Raw genomic sequence first — 25,201 nt, forward strand, 5'->3', positions numbered from 1 at the left:
GCGCCGATAAAATCGCCCGCCAGCGACAGTTCCTGCATCTGCGAGCACAGGCGCGGCGCCACGTTGGACGTCACCGAGATGCAGCCATGGCCGCCATGGGCATTGAATCCGAGCGCGGTGCTGTCGTCGCCTGAAAGCAGGATGAAGTCCTTGCCCAGCTTGTTGCGCTGCATGCTGGCCCGCTCGAGGTTGCCGGTCGCATCCTTGACGCCGATGATATTGGCGTGGGCTTCGTGCAGGCGCGCAATAGTGTCCACCGTCAGGTCGACGACGGTGCGGCCCGGCACGCTGTAGAGAATGACCGGAATGCCGACGGCCTTGGCCACGGCCGAGAAGTGCTGGAACAGCCCCTCCTGGTTGGGCTTGTTGTAATAGGGCACGACCGACAGCACGGCATCGGCGCCGGTGTCCTCGGCGAACCTGGCCAGTGACACGGCTTCGGCAGTCGAGTTGGAGCCCGCACCGGCAATCACCGGCACGCGCTTGTTGGCGACTTCGACGCAGATTTCCACTACGCGGCGGTGTTCTTCGTGGCTGACCGTGGGGCTTTCGCCCGTGGTTCCGACAGGCACCAGGCCATGCGTGCCCTCGGCAATCTGCCACTCAACAAAGCTGGCGAAGGCTTTCTCATCGACATTCCCATTGAGCATGGGAGTGATGAGCGCCGTAATCGATCCTCGCAGCATTTGTCGAAATGTCCTTGGGTTGGTTGCCACAGTTCAGCCGTGGCAGAGTGTCATAGAGCGGCTGTAGCGCCGTTTTTTACGCGCCGCACCATAGTTTTTATCGGGCAGCATCACAACGCTTTGTTGCGCCCGCGACCAGCCGGGTTCATCGGCGGCAACACCATCTTTACCCGGATCGGGTAACTTTGGGTTAACCGCAGGTGGGGGCGCCCAGCTGGTTGGATCGACACGTACCAGCAGGACGGCAGATGACGCAGCGCTTTCGGGCAGGCTTCATCGCAGCGGTTTTGGGCCTGGCGAGCTTTGCCCCCCTCTTCCACGCGATAGCCAATGACGCGATCGACACGGTAACGACCGGCTCGGTGCCGTCGGGGACAAGCGCGTCGGTGGCCGACCTGAAGGGGTCGGCGGCGTTTCGCGACGCGCTGGCGGTGCTGATCGAGGGCGATCCGGTAGCGGCGTACAGCGAGGCAGCAGCGCTGGACAATGATATTGAGCGGCGCACCATTCAGTGGGCGGCGATCTATTTCCATGCCGGCGAGATCGACTATCGGGCGATCGAGCGGTTCGTCGCCGATGCGCCCGGCTTTGCGGCACCCAGCATCTATCGCACGCGGGTCGAACAGTCGCTGGGCAAGGCCGAGGTGGCGGCGGGCGACGTGGTGACGGCGCTGGCCGGGCCCACGCCCAACACCGTCGATGGCAAGATCCTGCTGGCCGGTGCCTATCTGGCCGAGGGCGACACGCACCGCGCCACCAGCTTGGCCCGCAGCATCTGGATCGACAATTTCCTGACCGAAGCGCAGGAGGACGCGGTTACCACCCGGCTCGGCAACCTGCTGGACGGCGACGCCCATTGGGCGCGGGCCATGCATTTGATGATGCATGATCGGGCACGGGGCAGCGAGCGGCTGCTGCCGCATCTCACGGCGGCGCAGAAGTCGCTGGTGGTGGCGCGGGCGGCGGTGTCTCGCAACGATGCCGACGCCAAGGCGCTGCTGGATAGCGTCGACGCCAGCATGCATTCGAACCCGGTCTATATCTACTCGCGCGCCCAGCGGGCGCGGCAGTTCGAGCTCTGGGAAGGTGCCGTCGACTGGCTCGACAAGGCGCCGGAGGTGCTGCCCGACGCGGCCGAGTGGTGGTATGAGCGGCGCACCCTGATCCGCCAATTGCTTGATGTCGGCCAGCCCGAGCTCGCCTATCGGGCGGCGGCGGGTTACCGCAAGGGACCGGAAGGACGGCTGGTGGAAGCCCATTTCCACGCCGGCTGGATCGCCCTGTCATTTCTTGACGACCCGGCTGCGGCCACCACGCATTTCACCGCCATGGCCGCGCTGTCGACACTGCCCGACAGCGTGGCGCAGGCCAATTACTGGCTGGCGCGGGCCCATCGCCAGGCCGGCGACGCGGCGGGTGCGCAAGCCGCACTCGAAACCGCGGCGGCGTTCGGCACGGTCTATTACGGGCAGCTGGCGCGGGCGGAGCTGGGCGAGGCCGGCGTCGATATCCGCCCCCTGCCCGACCCGCGCCAGAGCGAGATCCTGTTCAACGCCAATCCGGTGGTGGGGGCCGTGCGTCTGCTGGCCGCCAATGGGCAGGCCAAGATGGCCGTGCCGCTGCTGCGCCATTTCGGCACTGGCCTGAACACGGGCGGCGAACTGCTGCTGGCGGCACGGCTGGCCGAGGAGATCGACGCGCATCACCTGGCGATCGCGATCGCCAATACGGCCGATCAACGCGGCACGCCGCTCGACATGTTCAGCTTTCCCCAGGCGGGGCTGCCTGCCGACGTGCGGCTCGCTGCCGACCGAGCCGCAGTCTATGCGGTGGTGCGGCAGGAATCGATGTTCCAGATCGACGCCGTATCGTCGGCGGGCGCGCGGGGGCTGATGCAGTTGATGCCGGGCACCGCGCGGGAGGTGGCGCGCGAGGTGGGGGTCGACTATTCGCCCGGCCGGCTGGTGAGCGACGCGGCCTATAATGCGCTGCTGGGCTCGACCTATCTCAGCACCCAGCTCGAGCGCTATGACGGCTCGCTGGTGCTGGCGGCGGCCGCCTATAATGCCGGGCCGGGCAATGCCAACAAGTGGATCCGGGCCTATGGCGACCCGCGCGCGGACAATGTCGATCCGGTCATCTGGGTGGAACTGATCCCGTTCCAGGAGACACGGACCTATGTGAAGCGTGTGCTGGGCAATTACTTGGTGTATCGCGCGCGCCTCGGGATCAGTCCAGTGACATTGCAGCAAGCGCTACGCACCATTCGATAGACGGTTCCTCTTGAGGAGACTCGCGCACTGCCTCTAGATAGCGGCAACCAGAGTTGCCCATGCCGCGCAAAAGAACCGTCCCCGCCGACCATGCAGCCTTTGCCGAATTGCCCGTCACCCACGTGACGCTGGCGGCAGGCGTGCGCGCGGCCGTGCATGTCGCGGGGCGCCTGTCGAGCCAGCGGCTTCCGGTGGTCTGCATTGCCGGCTATCAGCGCAATATGAGCGACTTCAGCGCTTTCGCCGACTATTTCCGCCGCGTCGGCGGCGGCGAGTGGCCGGTGGTGCTAATCGACCTGCCCGGCCGCGGACGCGCCGACGACCGCATCCGCGCCGAGGACTATGGCTCGCTGGCCGATGCGCGCGATGTCGCGTCAGTCATGGCCGCATTGGGCATCGGCCAAGCGGTGATGCTGGGGCAAGGACATGGCGGCCAGGTGATCATGGCGCTGGCGGCCAGCCATCCACTGCTCATCGCGGGGACGGTGCTACTCGATGCCGGTCCGGTCACCAATTCGCGCGGCATAGTCAGGCTGCGCAACAATCTGGCTCATATCGAAAGCCTGCAGGGGGCTGCGGCGGTTACGGCCGGCTTCCGGCGCATTCTGGGCGGCGACTATCCCGGCCTGGCGGACAACAGGCTCGACGCGCTGATCGGGCGCAGTCACATGATCGACAAGCGCGGCAAGGCACGGCCGCTGTTTGACCGCCGCCTGATCGAGGTCCTCGACAGCATCAATTTCGACGATGTCCTGATGGCCCAATGGCCGCTGTTCGACGCGCTGCGCTGTGCGCCGCTGATGCTGCTGCGCACGCAGCTGACTGACCAGTTGCGCCGCGAAACCTTTGACGAAATGGCCCGGCGGCGGCCCGATGCGACGGCACTGATCATTGCCGGGCAAGGCTCGCCTGCCCTGTTCGACCAGCACGAGGAGATCGAGGCGGTGGCCGAATTTGTCATTCGTACAAGTTCGCAGGTGCTGGGTCGGGCGGCCTAGCGGCAAGCCACTAGGCGACGGCCCTGGCCTTGGCGAGCTCGATTGCCTGCTCGACCCAGCGCTCGCGACGAATGCGGCCCTTGAACGCCAACTGACCCTCTACCCACTCAGCATTGGCCTTGGTCCAGCCGGCGATCTGATCGATATGGAACACGCCCATTGCATAAAGCGATGCTTCAATTTTCGGGCCGATTCCCTTGATCTGCTTGAGATTGTCGGCTGTGCCGTCACGGGCGACGGGAAGCGCCGGAGGCTTGGCATCGACTGCTTTGGCCTTGGTGGGGCGCTTGGCGATGGCTGGTTCGGACGCTGGCCTGGGGGCTACCGGAGCGGGCTCGACCCGCTTCGGTTTCGGCGCCGGCGGTTGCGGCAAGGGTTCGTCGACGGTCGCGGCCAGCCGCGCCGCATGACTGCGTGTGGGGCGCGGTTCGGAAGACGTCGCTGGCGCCACCGCGGCAGCCTCGGGCACCGCGACGACCTGCCTTGTGCCGCGAGCGGCGTAAAGAATACGGCGGATGCCATATCCCAGGATGCAGCCGAGGAGATAGGCGACCAGCAGCAGCAGCGCGGTTTCGACAATGTGGGCAGTGTTGCTCATGGGCATCTCACGGCCTCGGTGAGGAGAAGCTGCGCCAACCGACGACGAGGCCGACAAAGCCGGCCGCCGCCAGATAGGGCCAATAGATGCCCAGCAGATAGACGAGTGAACTCCAGTTCATTGCCATGGCCCTCCCCGCCGCTAGTCCTCGGCCTTCACCGTGACGACGATCCGCCGGTTGATGCGCTTGCCCTGTGCCGTATCGTTGTCGGCGATGGGCATGGACTCCCCATAACCCACTGCATAGAGCCGCGAGAACGCGACGCCGCGGGTGACCAGCGCATTGACCACCGCCTCGGCCCGCGCGACCGACAGAGCCAGGTTCTGCGCATCGTCCCCATCGGCATCGGTATGGCCTTCGATATGAACGACGGCGTTGGGACAAGCGGCCAGATCGATTGCCAATTCGTCGAGCGCCTCGGCCGACTCCGCCGCGATAGTCGCCGAGCCGGAGGCGAAGAAGATGGCGTTGCGCGCGGAGAAATAGGCCACGGGCGCGGCGCAGGCGGCAATGTCCGAGGGGACCGGCGTGGTCGCTGCTACAGCAGGGGCCGCAGGCGTTTCGGGGGCAGCGGCAGATGCAGTTGCCTCTGGTTCGGGTGCCGGCTCAGGCGTTGGGGGCGGAGCTACCGCGATAGCGGTGGTCCAGGTTGCCGCACCTGGATCAGCCGCAATGGCGGCCAGCACCTCGGCGCTTGATGCGTCGTCCGATGCCACGCCCTTGAGTGACCAGGCGCCATTGGCAAAAGCAAGTTCGCCCTCATCGAGCAGCAACAGCGCCCGCAAGCCGGCTTCGGCGCTGGGCAGGAAGGCGTCCGGGGCGTCTGGCGCTACCGTTACGGCAGCAATGTCGCCACCGCTGATAGCGCCAAAGAAACGCTTTGCGGGCTCCGCCGGCACCTGGCCGCCCAGTTGAACCGCGCCATCAGCGTCGCGACGGGCCGAGAAGGCGTAGTCCGGATCGACGGCAGGAGCGACCGGGTCGGCGATGGCCGGCTCGGGCTCGACCACAGGTTCGGGCTCCACCACGGGTTCAGGCTCCGCTACGGCAACCGGTTCGGGCACGGTTACGGCGATGGACCAGGCGGCGCTGTCGGTGGCCGATGCAAGGGAAGCGAGCAGCGTGTCGCGGGTTTCGATGGAAGCCGCGGCGCCGTTGAGGGACCATTGCTGCCCGTCAAAGCGGACTTCGCCTTCCTCAAGTGCGAGAACGGCATCGAGGGCGGCCCTCGATGTGGCAACGAAATCGGCCGGCGCCCCTGCCCCGACCTCGGAGGTGTCGACGACCGCGTCGCCCGCGTGCACGGCGAGGAAACTCTTCAGGCTTGCGGTCGGGACGTGGCCCATCAGCGTGACGCCATCGGCGGTGCGGGTGGCAGACCAGAGATAGGGGGAGATCTCGGGGATAACGGACGGCGGCTCGGCCACGGCGATGGACCAGCCGGCCGATGCACGCTCCTGCGCGAGGAAATCGGCATCGATGGCCTGCTTGTCGGCGGCCGAATTGGCCGTGCCGGTAACAGTCCAGCCGAGGCCGTCATAGACTACGCTGCCGTCGCGCAGCCACTGCAGCAGGCCTATCGAGGTCTGGGCCGACGAGACAAAATTACCGGGCTCGCCGGAAGCGTAAGTCATTGTTTCAGCGGCCGATTCGCCGGCAGAAGCGAGCAGCGCGGCTTTTGCCTCCGGGCTGGGTACCAGTCCGGAAAGCGCTATCGCGCCGCTCTCGTCCTTGCTGACTGACCAGGTGTAGCTGCTGACACGCGGTGCCTGAACCTCGGCGCGCGCCAAGACGAGGCCCTGCGGTGCGCCGGAAGCCATGGCGGCGCGCAGCGTTTCAAAGTCAGCGCCGGAGCGGGCGGTGCCGGTTATGGTCAGGACATTGTCGCGCAGGGCGATGCGCCCTTCGCTCATCAGATCGAGGGCGGCGAGGCCGAAATCGACACCCGACTGGTACCGTTCGGGGGCACCGCGACCGAGCTTGAGCCAGGTGACATCGGCGCCCTCGCCCAGGCTGAGTTCTTCGCGGGTGGCCTCATCGGGCGCGTAGCCATCGAAGACCACGACGCCGCCGGGCTGGCGGGTGGCGCTGATCCAGTAGTCGTCAATGCGCGGCGGCTCGAGAGTGACAATGGTGCCGGACGGCTCGAGCGTCTCGACGATACCCTGGGCAATTTCGAGCGTGGGCGGCGCGCCGGCAAGCGTGCTTTCGCCACCGGTAATGCTGGCCGAGCCATATTCCAGGCGCGCCAGCTGCTCGATCAAACTCTGGGAAAGCTCAGCAAAACCAGCGGGCTCGCCCGAGCCCAGAGCAAGACCGGTGGCCACCGGTATGCCGGATACGTCGGCCGTACGGAGGCGCTCGGCGACGGCATCGTCGGGTACGAACCCGGTCACCTCGATGCGCTTGCCGTCGAAGCTGGCGCTCCACTGATAGGGTGCGACGAGGGCCGGGATGATCTCGACTGCGCCGAAGGCGAGCCCCGCCGGAGGGCCGGCTCGTAGCACAATCAGCAGGTCGCGAAAGTCCCGTTCGGACCTGGCGCGACCGTTAACGCTCATGGTGAGGTCGGAGATGACGATCTGGCCCTGATCGAAATATTTCAGCTTGTCGATGGCGAATTCGGCGCCGGCAACCCAGCTCCGCCGGTCGGGCATGCCGGATCGCAGTTGCAATGCGGCATCGTCCAGACCGGCCAGGGTGAGCAACCGCTGTCGCGTCGTCTCATCGGGCACGCCGCCCGTAAGGCTCGTCGCGTCCTGGTCAATGCTGGCTTCGAGTGTGTAGGGACTGGCCATCGGCGCCAGAGTTACAGCGGGCGTTATGGTGCGGATGCCGTCGATGGCGTTGAGGCGGGTGATCGCGGCCTCAAGAACGGCCGTATCGGTAGTCGTGCCCGATAGCGTCAGATCGCGGATATCGAGCGAGAGTTCGGCCCAGTCGTAGCCGCCGGCCGCCATGGCCGCGGTTCCCCTGGCCGTCAGATCGCCGACGATATCGGCCGATGTCATAGCAAGGCATAAAGTCGTGCCGCCCAGGACAGTGGCAAGTCCCGGCACGACCCACTTGATGAGGTCCCTGATCATTCCCGTTCCAGTGAATGTCCCGCAATTGCGGCAACGCTAGTGCATTTCGCGTTGCTATGGAATGAAAATGGCGGCTTCAAGTGGTTGTTTGCGCATGATTATTTCAGACGAAGGCGCTGCCTTGCGGCGGCCGAGTGCCCAAACGCGAGAATCAGCGGCTGTCAGCGCGCTGGGGTCCATCAGAACCAACTACAAAAGCAGAAAGGCCCGGCGTGAGCCGGGCCTTTCCGTAGTCCAAAGCGATCCGAGGATTACTCGAAGGACTTGGCAGCCTTGAAGGTGACCTTGTAGGCACCGTTCTGCTGAACCTTGGCACCGAGCGAGGAGGTGAAACCACCGCCGGGAGCCCAAGCCAGTTCGGCCGAACCGTAGAAGTCGGAGAAGGCAGCAGCGACCGGAGCAGTGTTCTCGGCATGACCGTACACACCGATTTCACCGGTGATCTTGATGGTCTCGGTGACAGCCGCGATCAACTGGGCAGCAACCTGGTAGCCATCGCCGATACCAGCGGTACCGTCGTTGAAGTAACGACCGCCGATGTTGATTTCGATGCCTTCGGCAACCGTGGCGCCAAGCGAACCGCCGAAGCCGTAGTCGGTGTCGAGAGCAGCGCCGCCGATAGCGGTACCACCGGCAGCTTCAGCCGAGAGAGCGACCTTGAACATGTCAAAGTTGGCTTCGCCCGAAACCAGGCCGTTCCAGTACATCCAGTTGCCGCCCGCAGCAAAGCCGCCGCCAACAGCGCCAGCAGCACGGAGCTTGAAGGCGTCGAAGGTGCCGGTCACGCCAGCATGGACAGCGTAGGTGTCGCCAACAGTCTGAACGCCATCCAGCAGGCCGCCCAAGGAACCGCTGATGTGTGCGGTGACGCCTTCGCCAGCATATTCAAGCACGCCGATCAGGCTGCCAGCGTCATTGCCAGTGCGGTCAAGGGCTTCAAGACCGATCTTGCCGATGAAGCCTTCGCCGAACTGGGTCTCGAGCTGGATGACATGGCCACCCTTGCGGACGGGACCTTCCCAGACGCCCTTGTCGGCATCATCGGACATGAACAGGCCGGTGAAGTTGAACGGCTCGTCGTCGCCTTCGTTGAAGATCGAACCCTTCTTACCAGCGGACAGGATGGTGGTGTCACCAACCTGAACGTAGGCGTCTTGGGCGCGAAGCGCATGGAAATCACCATGAGCACCAGCAGGGCTCAGACCGGCAGCAGCTGCGCCGACAGCATTCGTGGCAGCATAATAGTCACGCTGGCGCAGGTTGATCACGACGCGAGCCGGACCGAAATCGCTCGAGGCGGTGCCAACGAACTTCAGCAGGACTTCAACCTTCGAAGCCCAGTCCTGGTTGGAAACACCAACCAAAGCGCTTGGGACGTCGATGTTACGAACGCCGTCCGTATTTTCGCGCGAAGAGATAGTACCGGCAGCAAAGTTGCCCGACACGAAGGTGTTGGCGATGTTGCTGCTCAGGTTGTAGTTGCCGTATTCGAACGTGTACGAAACCTTGCCCGAAATCTGCAGGCAGTTGGTGTCGGACGAGATGGTCAGGCCGGACAGGCCCAGTTCGTCGCAAACGTCGAGCGAGGTGAGAACGCCGAGATCGGCAGCAAAGCCAGCGGTCGAGAGACCGGCAGCAGCAACAGAACCGAGGATAAGGCTCTTGAGTTTCATTAGTTGACCTCCAAAGTCAGTCATTCTTTGTGCCGGTTACCCAGCGGTTTGTCGTAACGCGACCACACTTATTCGTGGTGCAGTGTGTTGCCGTCGCGCTGCGACCGACAAACGATCCCATGCATGGATTCGCAAGACCCACTCTACGCATGGCTGGAGATGACGCAATCACGCAAAAGCCGTTTTGCTGGGCGCGCAATATGGTTGCGAACCGGATGTTGCAGATTCAGCACACAGATGGAAACCACTTGTTAACCCGGCTGAACGGGCCGTTAAAGTCCCCGGGTTTTCTGGGGTCTGCCGGCCTTGCCGGCTTGATTTGGCGAGAATGGGCGGCCTGGCGCCTCCAGACTGACGGCAAGGGGCGTGGCGCGAAATAAGGCGCAAATGCGCGGGGATTTGGAATCAGCGGGCCACCGGGGCCGACGCTGCCACAATTGGAGAGAGCATGGAGATGCAGAGGAAGGTCGCGGTTGTCACAGGTGGCAGCTCGGGAATCGGCAGGGCGGCGGCGCTGGGATTTGCCGGGGCGGGATATGATGTGGCCATTTGCGGACGGCGGGCGGATGCCTTGCAAGGCGTGGCGCTGGAGACCGGGGGATATTGGGGGGAATGCGATGTCACCGATCCGGCGGCAGTGGCGCAGTTCTTTTCCGGCGTGAAGGCCAGGTATGGCCGGATCGATGTTGTGTTCAACAATGCCGGCCGGTTCGCGCCTGCGATATCGTTCGGCGATCTCGATGTCGTCACCTGGAAGGAGATGGTCGATACCAACCTCAACGGCGCCTTCTACGTAGCGCGCGAGGCGTTCCGGGCGATGCGGGACCAGAACCCGCAGGGCGGGCGCATCATCAACAACGGCTCCATCTCGGCCTATGTGCCGCGGCCCGGGGCGGCGTCCTATACGGCTACCAAGCACGCGATCACTGGGCTGACCAAGGCGATCTCGCTGGATGGCCGCGCCTTCAGCATCGCCTGCGGCCAGATCGATATCGGCAATGCCGCCACGGACATGACCAGCACCATGAGCAGCGGCTCGCTACAGGCCAATGGCACGATGCTGCCGGAGCCGACCTTCGAGGTGGCGCATGTGGTCGACGCCCTGCTCTATATGGCGGGGCTGCCGCTAACGGCCAATGTGCAGTTCATGACGGTGATGGCGACCAACATGCCTTACATTGGCCGGGGATAAAGAGGGGCCATCGACTATGCCCGCCAGACTTCCGCGCCGCCGATCCAGGTGGCGCGGACCTGGTGGCTGTCGGATAAGTGGAGGAAGCTGGCGATGGCGCCGGGCCGCAGGTGGCCGAATTCGGCGTCGAGGCCCATGGCCTGGGCGGGGTAGAGCGAGGCCATGCGCAAGGCCTCCTCGAAGGGCAGGCCGATGCGACTGTGCATGAATTCGACGGCGTCGATCATGTCGAGGTCGGCGCCGGCTAGGGTGCCATCGGCGAGGCGCAGGGCCCCGCCGGCCCGGGTGATGGTGCGGCCGTTTAGAGTGAGCATGGTCAGGTCGGTGCCGGTCTGGGACATGGCATCGGTGACGAGGAAAACGCGGCCGGGGCCGGTTTTGGCACGCAGGGCGATCTCAATGGAGGCGGGGTGGACGTGGATGCCGTCGGCGATCAGGCCGGCATGGACACTGTCATTGGTGAGCACCGCGCCGACCACGCCGGGCTCGCGATTGCCGAGCTGGCTCATGGCATTGAACAGGTGCGTGGCCATGCTGGCGCCGGCAGAAAAGGCAGCATTTGCAGTGGCTAAGGTCGCATCGGAGTGGCCGATGCTGACGATGATGCCGGCGTCTGTCAGGGCCTGGATTTGGCTGGGGGTGACAGTTTCGGCAGCGACGGTGACCAGCAGATTGGGCAGATCGGCGCGGGCGGCGATGATGCGGGCGAGATCGGCGTCGTCCATCGGGCGGATCAGGGCCGGATCATGCGTGCCCTTGCGCGCCAGCGACAGATGGGGGCCTTCGAGATGAAGGCCGAGAAAGCCCGGAACGGCTTGATCCATCGCAGCTTTTCCCGCCGCGAGGGCGGCAATGTTGATCTCGGGCGTGTCGGTGATCAGCGTTGGCAAGAGGGCCGTGGTGCCGAACTGCGCATGGGCGGCGCAGATCGTGCGGATGGAATCGACTGTGGGATTATTGTTGAACAGCACGCCGCCGCCGCCATTGACCTGCAGGTCGATGAAGCCGGGCGCCACGATTCCGCCACCGAGTTGAACGGTTGATGAATTGGCTGGCACGGCATCTGCGCGCAGAATGCCGCAGACCTGACCGAACTCGACCAGCAGCGCCGCATCGTCATGCCAGCGATGCCCGTCGAAAATGCGGGCGCCGGAAATGGCGAGAAGGTCGCTCATAGCGTCTCGGTGACTTTCTTGAGTGCCGGGGGCACGTCGGGATTGAAGCCGCGATGGCGCGACAGCTTTTCGACAAAGCCGTAGAAGGAGACGATCAGCGCCAGCGGGTCGGTGAGCGGGTGGCCGGTGGCGGCAAAGGGCAAGGGCCTTGCAGCGCCGGCGCGGGTGCTGGTGACAAAGGCAAGGGCGCCCTGCCCGGCCAGCTTGTGGGCCATGTCGGCAACCGAGGCTTCGGCCGCGTCACGCGCTGCGAGGCCAAGCACGGGATAGCCCGGCGTGACGATGGCGACCGGGCCGTGCATCACTTCGGCCGCGCTATAGGCCTCCGCCTGAATGTTGCAGGTTTCCTTGAACTTGAGCGCCGCTTCGTTGGCGATGGCAAAGCCCGGGCCACGGCCCAGCACATAGAGGGCATTGTGACCGTCGAGCGCGCCGATCAGTTCGGACCAGTCGCAGGCGACGGCCCGGGCGAGAGAATTGGGCAGGTCGTTGACGGCAGCGGCGAGCGCATCGTCGCCACTCCAGCGGGCGATGAGCGCCAGACCGGCAATGACCGAGGTGGCGAAGGTCTTGGTGGCAGCGACGGACTTTTCGAGGCCGGCATGCAGATCGATGGTGAAATCGGACGCGTCCGCCAGGGGCGAGCCGGCGGTGTTGGTGATGGCAATGGTGGTGGCGCCGGAGCGGCGGGCCGACTGGGTCATGCCGACAATGTCGGGGCTCTTGCCCGATTGCGAGATGGCAATGGCGGCGCAGCGGTCGAGCTTGAGATCCTTGCCATAGATCGAGGCAATGGAGGGGCCGATGGAGGCGACCGGCAGGCCGAGCGTCAGCTCGATGGCATATTTGAGATAGGCGCAGGCGTGATCGGACGAACCGCGGGCGACCGTGGCGACCAGAAGCGGGTTGCGCTCGCGCAAAGCGGCGGCGGCGGCGTCGAGCACCGGGCCGCTCTGGTCGAGGAAATTGGCGACGACGCCGGGAATGGCTTCCACTTCCTGGCGCATATGGGTCTGGTTCGGCAAAGTCACGGCTTGGTGGCTCCTGTAGCGGGCGAGTCGCCGAGCCGCAGTTCGGCGACAAAGTCGTAGGTATCGCCCCGGTAGATCGAGCGGGTGAATTCGATGACGCGGCCAGAGGCCAGATAGGAGGTGCGCTCGATATTGAGCCCCGCCGAGCCGGCCGGAACCTGCAGCAGCGCCGCATCTTCCTCATTGAGATTGGCCGCCCGGATGCGCTGGATGGCGCGGATGGGGCGACTGCCGGTCTTGTCGAGGTGCTTGTAGAGAGAATCGCCGATGCTGGTCGGATCGGGCAAGGTGCGCGAGGAGAGGCTGGCGCGCTCGATAGCCAGCGGCGTATCGCCGGTGAGGCGCAGCCGGGCGATACGGGCCACCTGCTCGCCCGAGGTCAGGCCCAGAATGACGGTTTCTTCCGGCGAGGGCACATAGAGGCCGCGATCGAGCCATTCGGCGCGCACTTCCATGCCGCGACGGGCCATATCCTCGGTGAAGGAGGTCAATTGGGACAAGGACTGCTCGACGCGCTGGGTCTGCGGCGCCACGAAAGTGCCCGAGCCGTGGCGCTGGACCAGGACCCCGTCCCTGACCAGTTGCAGCACCGCCTTGCGCACGGTAACGCGCGACACATCGACCTTGGTGGCCAGATCGCGCTCGGATGGCAGGGCATCGCCGGGATTGACGGCGCCACTATGGATGGCATCCTCGATCCAGCGCTTGAGCTGGAGATAGAGCGGCCCACCCGTTGGCAGCACCACCGGACCATCGGCAAAGAAACTGTTGGGCAGATCGGCCACTATTTCCCCCTCGCCTTGTTGCACCTGGTGGAGCGATGCATATCACTAAATGTCTGCGGATTGACCAAGCGCCGCTCCTCTGGTTCTATAATACCAATAAAATACCATTCACCAAGCCCCAAAAATTACCTATGCACCATTCGCGCATAACGCTGGTCCAATTGACGTTTTAGGGCTGTATCGGATCATTGGGACCGCTGGCCAGCGACCTTGGGTGGACAAGTGGTATTTTTTTGGCATTGTTGCGACGACAGGAGAGCGGCATGAGTTCAACGCAAACCGAGATGGTCCATGCCAGTGCTTCGGGCTTCGATATGAGGCCGCCGCAGGAGGCATTGGCGATTCTCGCCGCAGCGCAGGTCGAGGCGGCCGAAGCGGTGCAGGAAGCGGTGCCGGCCATCGCCGAAGCGGCGGAACTTGCTGCGGAATGCCTAAAGGGCGGCGGGCGGTTGATCTATGCGGCGGCCGGCAGTTCGGGGCTGATGGCGCTGGCCGACGCACTGGAATTGCCCGGCACCTATGGCATTGCACGCGACCGCATCAAGGTGCTGCTGGCCGGCGGCATTGCCGGGCTCACCAATATGGAAGGCGGACCGGAGGACGATGCCGAGTCGGCCCGGGCTGAGATCGCCGCGGCCGGGCTCGGGCCGGGCGACTGCGTCATCGCGCTCACGGCCAGCGGCTATACGCCCTACCCCATGGCGGCCGTCGAGGCGGCGCGAGCGGCAGGCGCCAAGACCATCGGCATGAGCAACAATCGCGGGGCGCCGATCTTTGCCAAAGTCGACGTGGCCATCTGCCTGTCGACGCCGCCGGAGGTGATTGCCGGGTCGACCCGCATGGGCGCAGGCACAGCGCAGAAGATCGCGCTCAACATGCTCTCGACCATGATGGCCATTCATCTGGGCCATGTGCATGACGGCTTCATGGTCAATCTGATCGCCGACAATCTGAAGCTGCGCGGGCGGGCGAAGCGGATCGTGATGGCGGTCAGCGGGGTGGGTGACGACGCTGCGGCGGATGCGCTGGAGCGGGCCGATGGGGCGGTGAAGACGGCGATCTTGCTGGCGGCAGGAGCGGATAGCGTTGGCGGCGCGCAGCGGATTCTGGTGGAGAGCGACGGGCACTTGCGGCCGGCGCTGGAGATGCTGGGGCGGTAGAGTTTCCTTACCTCTCCCTTGGGGGAGAGGTCGACCGTCTTCGGCCGGGTGAGGGGGCGTTTCCCAAGCACCGAGCCAAGAAAAGGCCCCCTCACCCGGCGCTGCGCGCCGACCTCTCCCCCAGAGGGAGAGGTGAAGGTGGCTCCACTCTGGAGCCCACACCGAGGCCCGCCCAGAACAAAAAATCAAAAAAGTCCGGAATCGATGTCGAAAGCGAGCCGCGCGGCTCGTCGCTTTGGTGACACTACACGCAACGGAGAATGCCCAAATGACCAAGACCCTTCCCACCCAGGATACCGATCGCGATCTCGTGCTGACCCGCATACTCAATGCGCCGCGCGACAAGGTCTATCAATGCTGGACGCAGCCGGACCTGCTCAAACAGTGGTTTGCGCCCCGGCCGTGGAGCACGCCCAAGGCGGAGCTCGATGTGCGGCCGGGCGGCGGTAGCGCTGTCACCATGGCCGATGAGTCCGGCGCCGAATATCCCAATGAAGGGCAGTATCTGGAGGTGGTGCCCAACGAGAAGCTGGTCTTTACCGATGCCTTCACCGGGGACTGGGCACCCTCGGCCAAGCCGTTCTTCACCGCAGTGCTGACGTTCGAGGACGCCGGCGCGGGCAAGACGAAATATACTGCGATCGCCCGGCACTGGACCGCGGAGGACGCCGAAAACCACAAGAAGATGGGCTTTCACGAGGGCTGGGGCATGTGTGCGGCACAGCTCGAGGCCCTGGCGGCCAGCATCTGACACAGGGAAAGGGTCTGCGCCTGCGGTTGGCGCGGACCCTGCCGCTATTTGAGGGCCTTTATGGGGCTAATCTGGAATTAGCGTTTCAAAAATGGAACGCGTGGCGAGGATCGTTCGAAACTGGCTGAAGATTGCCGGGTGGTGCCACGGGGTCTTCATCGCCGGCCCGGCAGGCGCGGAGGGGCGCTTGACGGCAGTTGGCGGGTGGAGCGAAGCCAAAGATGCGGCAGGACGCGGATGGACGCAGCCGCGATGGGCTGGGTGGGTCGACAATCTTCCATGCTACCCAATCGTTTGCTTTGTCATAAACAGCGTTTAACCGGGCCCGGCTACCCGTCCCCGCGTCTCGATTTTTTTGCCGTTACATGGCTGTCGCAAAGCTGTGATTTCTACGCCGCTGTCGTGGCGTTGCCGACCTAAGGGTTTCCGCTTGCATAATTTCCTGCCCGGTAGTTAGCTTTTGCCCGGGAGAGGTCGACGCAAGATCGATGAAACCTGCAGGCGGATTTTACCGTCATGTGGAACATCCGTTCTATTGAGCGGACATAGGGAGATTACAATGAAACGGCGTGATTTCATGCTTGCCGCCGGCACGGCTGCCGGCGCTCTTATGCTGCCCCGCATGTCCTTTGGCGCCGAAGGCGTCATCGACTGGTACACCAGCTCGGACCAGAACGTCCTCGACTTCTGGACCAATGTGGTGAAGCCGAAATTCGAAGCCGCCAATCCCGGCGTCACCCTCAACCTGGTGGACGGCGGCGACAATGCCGGCCTGCAGGCGATTGCGGAGCGCGCAATTGCCGCCATGGACACCGGCACCGATCCGCAGGCGGACTTCTTTGAAGGCTTCGATGCCCGCCAGCCCGTAGGCGCCCTCGAGAAGGGTCTGTGGACCGATATCGAGGCGGCCGGTCTTTCCAACTATTCCAAGATCAACCCGCTGGCGCTCGATATTCCGCAGAACATGCCCTATCGCGGTTCGCAGGTGCTGCTGGCCTATGACACGACCAAGCTCGCTCCGGCCGATGCCCCCAAGACCTGGGCCGACCTGATCGCCTGGATCAAGGCCAATCCCGGCCAGTTTATCTATAACCGGCCCAACAAGGGCGGTTCCGGCGGCAATTTCGTGCGCCGCGCCATCTATGAAGCCAACGGCAACGATCCGACCAAGTTCACGGTCGACAATTACACTGCCGAAGCCGGCGAAGCCGCGCTCAATCCGGCCTGGGATGTCCTGATGGACCTGGCTCCGTCGCTGTTCGACCAGGGTGCCTATACGTCAGGCAACACCCAGTCGATCCAGTTGCTGAGCCAGTCGGCCGTGACCATGATCCCGGCCTGGTCGGACCAGACGCTGTCGGCCATCGCGCAGGGCGTGCTGCCCGAGACGACCGGCCTGGTACAGCTGACCGACCTGGGCTTCCCGGGCGGGTTCAGCCGCCTGACCATCCCGACCAATGGCGTCAACCACGCTGCTTCGCTCAAGCTGGCCGATTTCGTGCTCAGCGAAGAGATCCAGTCGGCCGTACTGACCGAACTGGGCGGCTTCCCCGGCGTGTCCTGGGACCATGTCTCGGCCGAACTGCGCGAGAAGTTCAAGGACGTCATCCCGGCCTCGATCCCGGTCTTCCCGGGCGGTGACTGGGAAAAGGCGATCAATGACGGCTGGTACCGTGCCGTGGCTCCGAACGTGGACCCCAACGCGTGACTACAGTCGATGCGGGCCAGCCAGCGCCCGTGGCAAGAGAACGCAGGAGGCCTATCGGCCTCCTGCTGGTGGCCGTCCCGGTGTTCCTCGTCATCTGGCTGGTGATCTGGCCGATCATTTCGGCCGTGATCACGACCATCTGGGTGCGGACGCCGGAGGGCAGTGCTTTCTCGATCGAGACCTATCGGTTCTTCTTTTCGGACGGTTATAGCCTCGCGAACCTGTCGATGACGCTGTGGACGACGGGGGTCTGCGCCATCCTGCTGCTGATTGTCTGCCTGCCGATCGCGCTCTATCTGCGGTTCTCTGACACCAAGGTCGCGGCCTATGTGCAGGGCCTCGCCATCTTCCCGATGTTCGTGCCCTCGATCATCCTGAGCTTCGCGTTGATCCGCGTATTGGGACCGAATGGCATGGTGGATATCCTGCTCAATTCGGTGGGCCTGCCCAAGATCCGCACGCCCTATCTGACGCCCTGGGGGCCGGTGATCGGACTGGTCTGGGACAATATTCCGCTCACCGTGCTGATCCTGCTCTCGGGGCTGGGCAGTGTGTCCAACCAGGCGGTGGAAGCGGCGCGCGATGTGGGTGCCGGGCGGATTGCGCTGCTGTGGCACATCATCCTGCCGCGCATTTCCAATTCCATCCTGGTGGCGATTTCGTTTGCCGTGCTGGGCATCTTCTCGGCCTTCACCCTGCCCTACATTCTGGGGCCGGCGGCGCCGGAAATGATGGGCCCGTTCATGCAGCGCACCTTCCGCGATCTGTATGACCCGCAGACGGCCATTACCCAGGCGGTCATCACCTTCGGGTTCTGTATCGTCTTCGGGCTTTTCTATGTGCGCTCTGTCGCCAAGAACAGGACGCCCTAGCATGGCCGTGCTCGCTCAACGCAGGATCGACTGGACCGGCATCACCTTCGCGGTGGTGCTGACGCTGATCATCGTGTTTCCGCTCATCGTCGTCGGCACATGGGCCTTTACCAATGTGTGGCGCTATCCGTCGGTCATCCCGCAGGAATTCGGGCTCCGGTTCTGGGGGCAGACGCTGGCTCGCGCCGATGTGTGGAGTTCCATCACCACGAGCCTGTCGCTGGCGACGATGGTGACATTCCTCTCGGCGCTGATCTGCCTGCCGGCGGCCTATGCCTTCGCGCGGCTGGATTTTCCGGGGCGGAACCTGCTTTTCTTCTCGTTTCTCGCCGGGCATGCCTTTCCCAAGTTTGGCCTGCTGGTCGCCATTGCCGGCATTTTCCTGCAGCTCAACCTCATCGGCACCTTCTGGGGCGTGGTGCTGATCCAGCTCGTCGGCACCCTGCTGTTCATGATCTGGATTCCGGTGGCCGCCTTCCAGGCGGTGGACCGGCGCATGGAGGAAGCGGCGCGCGACGTGGGGGCCAGTCCCATGCGGGTATTCTGGTCGATCACCCTGCCCCAGGCCGGGCCGACCATTGCCGCGGCGATCCTGCTCAGCTTTGTCGGCACGTTCTATGAGACCGAAGGCGCCTGGCTGATCGGCGCGCCACAGGTGCGCACGCTGCCGGTGCTGATGATCTCGTTCATCAACAACCAGCCGGTGATCCAGTATGGGGCGGTGCTCTCCGTCTTGCTGTGGGTTCCCAGTTTCATCGCGCTGCTGTTCGCGCGGCGAGTGGTGAATTCCGGTTCGTTTGCCCGCGGTTTCGGCGGCTAGGAAGTTTCATGTCGGTTCTCAGCATCAAAGACGTTTCCAAGATTTTCCCCAATGGCGGCGTGCGGGCGGTGGACAGCTTCTCGCTGGACGTGGCCGATGGCGAACTGGTGTGCCTGCTTGGCCCGTCCGGTTCGGGCAAATCGACGCTGCTGCGCATGGTGGGCGGTTTCGAGACGCCAACCAGCGGGCTGATGACCATCGATGGCGAGGACATTACCCATGTGCCGCCGGAGCGGCGGCCGACCGGCATGGTGTTCCAGAGCCACGCGCTGTGGACGCATATGAATGTGTTCAAGAACCTCGCCTTCGGGCTCAAGCTGCGCAAAGTGGCGCCGGACGAGATCAAGCGGCGGGTCGAGGGCGTGCTGGAACTGGTGGGCCTGGGCGGTTATGGCACGCGTGGCGTCGGCCAGCTTTCCGGTGGGCAGCAGCAGCGCGTGGCGCTGGCGCGGTCGCTGGTGCTGGAGCCAAAAATCCTGCTGCTCGACGAGCCTTTTGCGAGTCTGGACCAGCACTTGCGCGAAAGACTTCGCGAAGAGGTGCGCGATATTCAGCAGCGGCTCAAGATCACCACGCTGTTCGTGACGCATGGTCAGGACGAGGCCCTGTCGATGGCTGACCGGATCGTGGTGATGCGTGACGGCCGGACCGAGCAGATCGACCGGCCGGACGTGGTCTATCGTGAGCCGCAGACGCCATTCGTGGCCGGTTTCATCGGGACAATGAACCTGGTGGAAGGCACGGTGTCGAACGGCATTTTCAGCCGGGCCGGCTATTCGACGCCGCTACCCATCAGCGATGGCCCGGCGACGCTGGCCATAAGGCCGGAAGCGCTGGATCTGGCGGTGGCCGAGGATGGCGGTCAGGGCAAGGTGCATCGCGTCACCGACTATGGCACGCATGGCCTGGTCGATCTCGACCTGCTCGACGCCACGAGGATCAAGGCCATGGTCTCCCATCCCGACCTGTTCAAGGCGGGACAGGGCGTAACGCTGCGGCCCCGCGCCATTGCCGCCTATCGCGACAATGCGCTGATCCACCGGGCGTGATCGCAACTCTTGGTAGGACATGATCGACCCCATCTTCATCACCCGAGGCGGCCATCGCACATGGCTCAAGTGGCATCGCGCCCGACGCAGGGGGAGCGATCCGGTGTTTACCGGCGCGCGCATCCTCGAAGGGCTGCGGCTAGGGGCGAGTGTGGAGGTGGATCTGGTGGTGCATGCGGACCGCGGCTATGCGGTGCTGCACGACCTGAGCGTCGAGCGCGAAACCACCGGTAGCGGCAAGGTTGCCGATCTGGGCGCGGCAGCGTTGCGTTCGTTCAACCTGCGGGGCGAGGACGGCAAGCCGCTCGTCGACAAGGTCATGCTACTGGAAGACCTCTGCGCCTTGCTGGCGCAAGGCGGACTGCACGCCGACGCGCTGCTGCAGCTCGACTACAAGGAAGACTGGCGGGCGCTTGATGAAGCCGCCATCGCCTCGTTCAAGGAGAGCGTGGCGCCGGTGGCGCGGCACATGATCCTGTCGTCGGGCGATGCGGAATCGGTGCGGCTACTGACCGGGGGCGTGGAGGGCCTGCGCATCGGCTACGACCCCTGCCATGACGGGGCGCTGGAACGGCTGGCGCAGTCGCGCGATTTCGCCGGCTTCGTGCGCAACGCCGTGGCGGCATCGCCCAGGGCGGAGATGATCTATCTCTATTTTGGGCTGGTGTTGGAGGCGGATCGGCAGGGCTTCGACATTGTCGCGGCGTTTCATGCCGAAGGCCGCCGGGTCGATGCCTACACGATCAACCGCGCCAATGCCGAGAGCCAGCCCAAGGTGGCGCGGCTGCTGGAGCTCAAGGTGGATCAGATCACGACGGATGATCCGGAGGGGCTGCTGGCGCTGATGGGGTGACGTGGATGCCTCGCCTTTGGGCCGCCCCGCCTTTCGGGCGTAGCCCTCAAGGCCTTGGCAGCTAAATCGCTCCACTGGAGCGATTTTGCCCTTTGGGCCGCTCCCAAGCCCCTCATCCGCCCTTCGGGCACCTTCTCCCTCAAGGGGAGAAGGGGGCTCCGTGGTGAAGGCCCCCTCACCCGGCGCTGCGCGCCGACCTCTCCCCCCAGGGAGAGGTGAAAAAGGGTCTTAGTGCGAGCCGTCCTTCGGATCTTTCCTCGGAGCGTCCTTGAGTTTGTCGAGCAGATAGGCGTGGGTGGGCTTGTTGGCGACGATGACGCAGCCGGTGCGTTCGTAGAATTCGGGGCCGCGGCCCCACCAGTCGGTGACGACGCCGCCGGCCTCTTCGACCAGCAGGACGCCCACGGCCCAATCGACGATGCCGGATTCCTCGTAGTAGCCGGTGAGGCGGCCAAGCGCGACATAGGCGCAGGAATTGGCCGAGCTGCCGACGATGCGGACGGAGCCGATGGGCGCGCGGATGGCATCGAGGCGCTGGTAGAAGCCGGGATAGGTGAAGAGCCCTGGCGTGGCGAGGCCGGTGCCAACATTGAACAGGCCGATATCGGCCTGCTCGCTGACCTTGAGCTTCTCGCCATTCATGAAGGCGCCCTGCCCCTTGATGGCGGTGAACATCTCGTCAGAGACCGGATTGTAGAGCGCGCCACAGACCGTCTCATTGCCGCGGCGCAGGGCGATGGAGATGGTGTAGTGCATGCCGTTGATGAAATTGGTGGTGCCATCGATCGGGTCGACCAGCCAGCGGTGATCGCTGTCCTTGTCGACGGCGGCGAATTCCTCGCCGGTGAAGCTCCAGTCGGGGTAGCGCTCGAAGAGGAATTTGCGGATCAGCAGTTCGCTCTCCTTGTCGGCCTCGGAGACGAAATCGGCCGGCCCCTTGATGCCGATCTCCAATTCGCGGAAGCGCTTGAAATAGGTCAGGGTCAGGGCCCCCGCCTCGCGGGCAACGGCAATCATGTCTGCGAGGACAGGATCGTAGTTCATCGGTAGCTCCGGATTATTTTGCCGTCTTGGGCTCGAGGGCGGCGTGGGGGCGCAGCCGACTCTCGTCGAGTTCACCCTTGGTTTCGAGGATGGGATAGGCGACCGAAGCCAGATGGGCGTTGATGCGCTTGAGGTCGCGCAGGAGATCGAGGTGGAGCGAGCTGGTCTCGACCGAGGCGGGAACGCGCTCGCGCACGCGCTGGATATGCGTCTGGGCCGAGCGGGCCTCGAGCCGGCGCACCTCGACCTTGGCGGCCACCAATTGGCGCGCCAGTTGGGGATCGCCAGTCATGAATACGGTCTGGCTCAGCTGCATGTTGGTGATGGTCTTTTCATAGAGCGCGACGATTTCGGCCAGGCCATCGGACGAGAATTTGAGCTGACGCTTGGCCATCTTGCCGGCGGCGTCGCAGAGGCCGCTTTCCACGATATCGCCGACATGTTCCAGATTTATGGCAAAGCTCATGATTTGCGCCGAGCGCCGGGCTTCGTCCTGGTCGAGATCGGTCTGGTCGAGCCTAGTGAGGTAGAGCTTGATCGCCTGATTGAGGGCATCGACGTCGTCATCGAGCTGGGATACGGCGCTGCGGGTGGCCGGACCCGGCTTGCGCAGGGCTTCCAAACTCCCTGAGAGCATGGCCAGCACGATATCACTGACGCGCAAGGTCTCGCGGGCGGCGGTGGCCAGCGCGATGGTGGGGGTGTCGAGCACGCTTTCGTCGAGATAGTTGGCGCCCTTTTCGGGCGTGGCCGGCTTGGGAATGGCCAGGGCCGCCAGCTTGCCAATGGGGCCGAGCAGGGGCAGGAACAGCACCAGCAGTGCCAGGTTGAAGCCGATATGGGCGGCGATGGTCAACGCATTGGCACTGGGCAGGATGGCCTGCAGCAGGCCGGCAGCCGGCACCGCGAATATGGTCAGCACAATGGCGCCGACGGCGCGGACGACGAGGTTGGCCAGGGTCAGCCGGCGGGCCTCGGTGCCCTCGTGCAGCACGGCGAGCAGCGGCGGAATGGCGCCGCCGAGATTGGCACCGGCCACCAGGGTCACCGCCAGCGGCGGCTCAACAATGCCGGCCGAGGCCAGCAACGCCACGAACAGCACGATGGCCAGGCTCGATGAGGCGACGAGCGCCAGCACGGCAGCCAGGATCAGCGCGAAGGCCGGCGCATCGCTCAGGCCAGAGAGAATGGCGACCATCACTTCGGACTCGCGCAGCGGGCCGGTGACATTGCCGACCAGTTGCAGCGCCAGCAGCATGAGGCCGAGGCCCAGCACGGCACGGCCAATGCCCTTGCCGCGGGCATATTTGCTCAGCGAAAAGACGGTGACGCCGACCAGGATGGTGGCCGAGGAAAACCAGTGCACATCGAGCGACAGGATCACCGCGGCAATGGAGGTGCCTACATTGGCGCCGAGCATAACCGCCTGGGCCATGCGCGGCTGGATGGCGCCGCTGCTGGCAAAGGACGCGGTGATGACGGCAGTGGCCGTACTCGATTGCAGCGCCAGCGTGGCCATGATGCCGGAAAGCACGGCGGTGAAGCGATTGCCGGTGCCTTTGGCGATCCATAGCCGCAGCGAGGCGCCGAAGGCCCGCATCACCCCGGTCTTGATCAGCCGCAGGCCCCAAAGCAGCAGGGCCCCGGCGCCGAGCAGGTTGATCAACTGTATAGTGGAATGCATATTCCCTTACCGAAGCAGACTGGAACAAGCAATGTACGCCAGTCCTGCTCAGTGTCGACCGATTTCATGGGTTTGTCAGCACCAGTGCGGCTAGTCCGTGCTGGCGCCCCTCAGCCCTGCTTCTGGGCCACGACGAAGAGCGCCTTGCCGCGGCCGGGCAGCCACTGATGGGCAATGGTGAAGCCGGCGCGGGTGAACTTGTCGAGCAGTTCGGCGCCGGTCATGACATGGAGTTGGGGCAGCAGGCCAAAGGCTCGGCCCAGCGGGGCGATGAACTTAAGGGCGGCCATGGTGTCGCCGATGCAGGCGGTGCTGGTGATGAAAAGGCCGTCGGGCTTGAGCATGGCGTGGACCCTGCCGATCACCGCATCGGGGTCCTTGAGCAGGTGGAGAATGCTGAGGCCGAGCACCATGTCATAGCTGCCGGGTGGCTCTAACAGCGCCGAAATGTCGGCCTGTTCGAAGGTGACATTGTCGACGCCTGCAGCCCTGGCCTTGGCGCGGGCGATGTCCAGCATGCGTTCGGAAAAATCCAGGGCGCGGATATGGGCCACGAAGGGGGCGTGGCTGATGGCGGTGCCGCCGGTGCCGCAGCCGAGTTCGAGCAGGGACATGTCGGGGCGGAAATAGCTGCGGGTGACGCGCAGCTTGGTCTGGTAGGCCGCTTCGTCGGCAATGGGCTGGCGCGCATATTGGTCGGCCAACCGGTCCCAGAAACTGCTGCTTGCCGCCGTCATCGCGCTTACCCCGTCAAATCTCTGCCGAGGATAATAGGGCCGATCGGGATATAGGGAAATTGCCTAATCCTGCACAGCGTTATACGTTTACGCATGAGCGACAGACAGATCGACTTCGACTGGAACCAGATGCGCGCCTTTCTCGCCACGGTCGAGCGGGGCTCGCTGTCGGGTGCGGCGCGCGAGCTGGGCCTGACCCAGCCGACGCTGAGCCGGCAGATCGCCGCGCTGGAACAGGCGCTGGGCCTGCTGCTGTTCGAGCGGATGGGACGGCGGTTGGTGCTGACGGCGTCGGGCGGGCAACTGGTCGAGCAGGTCAAGATCATGCGGGCGGCGGCCGATCGCATCGGGCTGGCCGTGTCGGGCCAGTCGCAGGCGACCGAGGGCCTAGTGCGGATCACCGCGAGCGACATCGTCGCCGCGCATATGCTGCCGCCGGTGCTGGAACGGCTACGCGACATCGCCCCGGGCATTGTGGTGGAAGTCCTTGCCTCCAACAGCATCGACAATCTGATGCGGCGGGAGGCCGATATCGCGATACGACATGTGCAGCCCGATCACCCCGACCTGATCGCCCGCCGTTGTCCGGACAGCGCGGTGCTGATCTATGCCGCCAGTGCCCTGCTCGACCGGCTGGGCCGGCCCAGCACTGCCGCGGCCTTGGGTGACGCGCCCTTTATCGGGTTCGTCCAGGGAGAAGCCTTGGTGGCCGAGCTCAACGCGCGCGGCATACCGGTGACACAGCAGAATTTCCGCTGGATCACCAATAGCTTCGTTGCCGGCATCGAGATGGTCAGACAGGGGCTGGGGATCGGCGTGATGTTCCGCGAGGTGGCAGAGCGCATAGCGGGCCTTGAATGCGTCCTGCCAGACATGAGGCCGATTGCCGCCCCGATGTGGCTGGTGGCGCACCGGGAGTTGCATAGCAGCCGGCGCATCAGGCTGGTGTTCGACCTGCTCGTGGAAACGCTGTCCACCGAGCGGCGACTTGGTGGCGGCACAGGTGACCCGGTTGACGACTGACT

General features: G+C 64.5%; 21 protein-coding genes. 11 read left to right on the forward strand and 10 right to left on the reverse strand.

The window, feature by feature from the left end; genetic code table 11:
• Positions 1 to 686: 4-hydroxy-tetrahydrodipicolinate synthase (dapA, locus tag V6M52_RS15925; protein ID WP_332701739.1), on the reverse strand; the 686-nt coding region annotated here is incomplete at its 3' end.
• A 248-nt stretch (positions 687 to 934) separates the two neighbouring features.
• Here dapA and V6M52_RS15930 point away from each other — a divergent pair.
• Positions 935 to 2,959 carry a lytic transglycosylase domain-containing protein gene (locus tag V6M52_RS15930; RefSeq protein WP_332701741.1) on the forward strand — a complete coding sequence of 675 codons (2,025 nt, stop codon included), beginning with the start codon at positions 935 to 937 and terminating at the stop codon, positions 2,957 to 2,959.
• A 59-nt stretch (positions 2,960 to 3,018) separates the two neighbouring features.
• Positions 3,019 to 3,957 (forward strand): alpha/beta fold hydrolase, encoded by a 939-nt coding sequence (locus V6M52_RS15935; protein WP_332701743.1) that lies wholly within the window; start codon positions 3,019 to 3,021, stop codon positions 3,955 to 3,957.
• Positions 3,958 to 3,967: 10 nt separating this feature from the next.
• Here the strand turns inward: V6M52_RS15935 and V6M52_RS15940 are convergent, their stop codons facing one another.
• The 3 genes from V6M52_RS15940 to V6M52_RS15950 form a co-directional block, all read right to left on the reverse strand.
• On the reverse strand, positions 3,968 to 4,555 hold the full coding sequence (locus V6M52_RS15940) for a hypothetical protein (protein WP_332701745.1): 588 nt from the start codon (positions 4,553 to 4,555) through the stop codon (positions 3,968 to 3,970).
• 141 nt (positions 4,556 to 4,696) lie between these two features.
• Positions 4,697 to 7,642 carry an OmpA family protein gene (locus V6M52_RS15945; RefSeq protein WP_332701747.1) on the reverse strand — a complete coding sequence of 982 codons (2,946 nt, stop codon included), beginning with the start codon at positions 7,640 to 7,642 and terminating at the stop codon, positions 4,697 to 4,699.
• 251 nt (positions 7,643 to 7,893) lie between these two features.
• Complete coding sequence (locus V6M52_RS15950; RefSeq protein ID WP_332701749.1) at positions 7,894 to 9,315, reverse strand: hypothetical protein; 1,422 nt, start codon at positions 9,313 to 9,315, stop codon at positions 7,894 to 7,896.
• Between the two features lie 448 nt (positions 9,316 to 9,763).
• On the opposite strand from V6M52_RS15950, the gene V6M52_RS15955 reads away from it, so the two are divergent.
• Positions 9,764 to 10,507: an SDR family oxidoreductase gene (locus V6M52_RS15955; RefSeq protein WP_332701751.1), complete on the forward strand. Its 744-nt coding sequence runs from the start codon at positions 9,764 to 9,766 to the stop codon at positions 10,505 to 10,507.
• A 14-nt stretch (positions 10,508 to 10,521) separates the two neighbouring features.
• Here V6M52_RS15955 and nagA read toward each other — a convergent pair whose 3' ends face one another.
• From nagA to V6M52_RS15970, 3 genes are read right to left on the reverse strand one after another with little or no spacing between them, the layout of a single operon-like run.
• Entirely contained in the window at positions 10,522 to 11,682 is a 1,161-nt protein-coding gene (gene nagA, locus V6M52_RS15960) for an N-acetylglucosamine-6-phosphate deacetylase (RefSeq protein ID WP_332701753.1), read from the reverse strand.
• On the reverse strand, positions 11,679 to 12,689 hold the full coding sequence (locus V6M52_RS15965) for an SIS domain-containing protein (RefSeq protein WP_332701788.1): 1,011 nt from the start codon (positions 12,687 to 12,689) through the stop codon (positions 11,679 to 11,681). The genes nagA and V6M52_RS15965 overlap by 4 nt, the downstream gene beginning before the upstream one ends.
• A gap of 20 nt (positions 12,690 to 12,709) precedes the next feature.
• Positions 12,710 to 13,498 carry a GntR family transcriptional regulator gene (locus V6M52_RS15970; protein WP_332686711.1) on the reverse strand — a complete coding sequence of 263 codons (789 nt, stop codon included), beginning with the start codon at positions 13,496 to 13,498 and terminating at the stop codon, positions 12,710 to 12,712.
• 263 nt (positions 13,499 to 13,761) lie between these two features.
• On the opposite strand from V6M52_RS15970, the gene V6M52_RS15975 reads away from it, so the two are divergent.
• From V6M52_RS15975 to V6M52_RS16005, 7 genes are all read left to right on the forward strand, one after another.
• Positions 13,762 to 14,658, forward strand: a complete 897-nt coding sequence (locus V6M52_RS15975) for an N-acetylmuramic acid 6-phosphate etherase (RefSeq protein WP_332701755.1) — start codon at positions 13,762 to 13,764, stop codon at positions 14,656 to 14,658.
• A 268-nt stretch (positions 14,659 to 14,926) separates the two neighbouring features.
• Entirely contained in the window at positions 14,927 to 15,409 is a 483-nt protein-coding gene (locus tag V6M52_RS15980; RefSeq protein ID WP_332691288.1) for an SRPBCC family protein, read from the forward strand.
• A gap of 559 nt (positions 15,410 to 15,968) precedes the next feature.
• The gene (locus V6M52_RS15985) at positions 15,969 to 17,117 is read left to right on the forward strand and encodes an extracellular solute-binding protein (RefSeq protein WP_332691285.1); all 1,149 of its coding nucleotides are present in this window, start codon (positions 15,969 to 15,971) and stop codon (positions 17,115 to 17,117) included.
• On the forward strand, positions 17,114 to 17,989 hold the full coding sequence (locus V6M52_RS15990; RefSeq protein ID WP_332701757.1) for an ABC transporter permease: 876 nt from the start codon (positions 17,114 to 17,116) through the stop codon (positions 17,987 to 17,989). The genes V6M52_RS15985 and V6M52_RS15990 overlap by 4 nt, the downstream gene beginning before the upstream one ends.
• A 1-nt stretch (position 17,990) precedes the next feature.
• Positions 17,991 to 18,809, forward strand: coding sequence for an ABC transporter permease (locus V6M52_RS15995; protein WP_332691279.1), 819 nt, complete (start codon positions 17,991 to 17,993; stop codon positions 18,807 to 18,809).
• Positions 18,810 to 18,817: 8 nt separating this feature from the next.
• Positions 18,818 to 19,858, forward strand: coding sequence for an ABC transporter ATP-binding protein (locus V6M52_RS16000; protein WP_332701759.1), 1,041 nt, complete (start codon positions 18,818 to 18,820; stop codon positions 19,856 to 19,858).
• A 19-nt stretch (positions 19,859 to 19,877) separates the two neighbouring features.
• Positions 19,878 to 20,711 carry a glycerophosphodiester phosphodiesterase gene (locus tag V6M52_RS16005; protein WP_332701760.1) on the forward strand — a complete coding sequence of 278 codons (834 nt, stop codon included), beginning with the start codon at positions 19,878 to 19,880 and terminating at the stop codon, positions 20,709 to 20,711.
• A gap of 228 nt (positions 20,712 to 20,939) precedes the next feature.
• On the opposite strand, the gene V6M52_RS16010 is transcribed toward V6M52_RS16005, so the two are convergent.
• From V6M52_RS16010 to V6M52_RS16020, 3 genes are all read right to left on the reverse strand, one after another.
• Positions 20,940 to 21,755, reverse strand: coding sequence for an inositol monophosphatase family protein (locus V6M52_RS16010; RefSeq protein WP_332701763.1), 816 nt, complete (start codon positions 21,753 to 21,755; stop codon positions 20,940 to 20,942).
• Between the two features lie 13 nt (positions 21,756 to 21,768).
• The gene (locus V6M52_RS16015; RefSeq protein WP_332701765.1) at positions 21,769 to 23,439 is read right to left on the reverse strand and encodes a Na/Pi cotransporter family protein; all 1,671 of its coding nucleotides are present in this window, start codon (positions 23,437 to 23,439) and stop codon (positions 21,769 to 21,771) included.
• A gap of 110 nt (positions 23,440 to 23,549) precedes the next feature.
• On the reverse strand, positions 23,550 to 24,176 hold the full coding sequence (locus tag V6M52_RS16020; protein WP_332701767.1) for a class I SAM-dependent methyltransferase: 627 nt from the start codon (positions 24,174 to 24,176) through the stop codon (positions 23,550 to 23,552).
• A gap of 93 nt (positions 24,177 to 24,269) precedes the next feature.
• Between V6M52_RS16020 and V6M52_RS16025 the strand changes: the two genes are divergently transcribed.
• Positions 24,270 to 25,199 carry a LysR family transcriptional regulator gene (locus tag V6M52_RS16025; protein ID WP_332701769.1) on the forward strand — a complete coding sequence of 310 codons (930 nt, stop codon included), beginning with the start codon at positions 24,270 to 24,272 and terminating at the stop codon, positions 25,197 to 25,199.
• Positions 25,200 to 25,201: the final 2 nt, after the last annotated feature.

It is taken from the genome of Devosia sp., assembly GCF_036676215.1.
In the GTDB taxonomy this organism is placed as follows: Bacteria; Pseudomonadota; Alphaproteobacteria; order Rhizobiales; family Devosiaceae; genus Devosia.

What these genes read in the sequence shown, in the direction of transcription:
- V6M52_RS15930 (WP_332701741.1), top strand. Translation starts at nt 935, where the DNA reads ATGACGCAGCGCTTTCGGGCAGGCTTCATCGCAGCGGTTTTGGGCCTG.
- V6M52_RS15935 (WP_332701743.1), top strand. Translation starts at nt 3,019, where the DNA reads ATGCCGCGCAAAAGAACCGTCCCCGCCGACCATGCAGCCTTTGCCGAA.
- V6M52_RS15940 (WP_332701745.1), bottom strand. Translation starts at nt 4,555, where the DNA reads ATGAGCAACACTGCCCACATTGTCGAAACCGCGCTGCTGCTGCTGGTC.
- V6M52_RS15945 (WP_332701747.1), bottom strand. Translation starts at nt 7,642, where the DNA reads ATGATCAGGGACCTCATCAAGTGGGTCGTGCCGGGACTTGCCACTGTC.
- V6M52_RS15950 (WP_332701749.1), bottom strand. Translation starts at nt 9,315, where the DNA reads ATGAAACTCAAGAGCCTTATCCTCGGTTCTGTTGCTGCTGCCGGTCTC.
- V6M52_RS15955 (WP_332701751.1), top strand. Translation starts at nt 9,764, where the DNA reads ATGGAGATGCAGAGGAAGGTCGCGGTTGTCACAGGTGGCAGCTCGGGA.
- nagA (WP_332701753.1), bottom strand. Translation starts at nt 11,682, where the DNA reads ATGAGCGACCTTCTCGCCATTTCCGGCGCCCGCATTTTCGACGGGCAT.
- V6M52_RS15965 (WP_332701788.1), bottom strand. Translation starts at nt 12,689, where the DNA reads ATGCGCCAGGAAGTGGAAGCCATTCCCGGCGTCGTCGCCAATTTCCTC.
- V6M52_RS15975 (WP_332701755.1), top strand. Translation starts at nt 13,762, where the DNA reads ATGAGTTCAACGCAAACCGAGATGGTCCATGCCAGTGCTTCGGGCTTC.
- V6M52_RS15980 (WP_332691288.1), top strand. Translation starts at nt 14,927, where the DNA reads ATGACCAAGACCCTTCCCACCCAGGATACCGATCGCGATCTCGTGCTG.
- V6M52_RS15985 (WP_332691285.1), top strand. Translation starts at nt 15,969, where the DNA reads ATGAAACGGCGTGATTTCATGCTTGCCGCCGGCACGGCTGCCGGCGCT.
- V6M52_RS15995 (WP_332691279.1), top strand. Translation starts at nt 17,991, where the DNA reads ATGGCCGTGCTCGCTCAACGCAGGATCGACTGGACCGGCATCACCTTC.
- V6M52_RS16000 (WP_332701759.1), top strand. Translation starts at nt 18,818, where the DNA reads ATGTCGGTTCTCAGCATCAAAGACGTTTCCAAGATTTTCCCCAATGGC.
- V6M52_RS16005 (WP_332701760.1), top strand. Translation starts at nt 19,878, where the DNA reads ATGATCGACCCCATCTTCATCACCCGAGGCGGCCATCGCACATGGCTC.
- V6M52_RS16010 (WP_332701763.1), bottom strand. Translation starts at nt 21,755, where the DNA reads ATGAACTACGATCCTGTCCTCGCAGACATGATTGCCGTTGCCCGCGAG.
- V6M52_RS16015 (WP_332701765.1), bottom strand. Translation starts at nt 23,439, where the DNA reads ATGCATTCCACTATACAGTTGATCAACCTGCTCGGCGCCGGGGCCCTG.
- V6M52_RS16020 (WP_332701767.1), bottom strand. Translation starts at nt 24,176, where the DNA reads ATGACGGCGGCAAGCAGCAGTTTCTGGGACCGGTTGGCCGACCAATAT.
- V6M52_RS16025 (WP_332701769.1), top strand. Translation starts at nt 24,270, where the DNA reads ATGAGCGACAGACAGATCGACTTCGACTGGAACCAGATGCGCGCCTTT.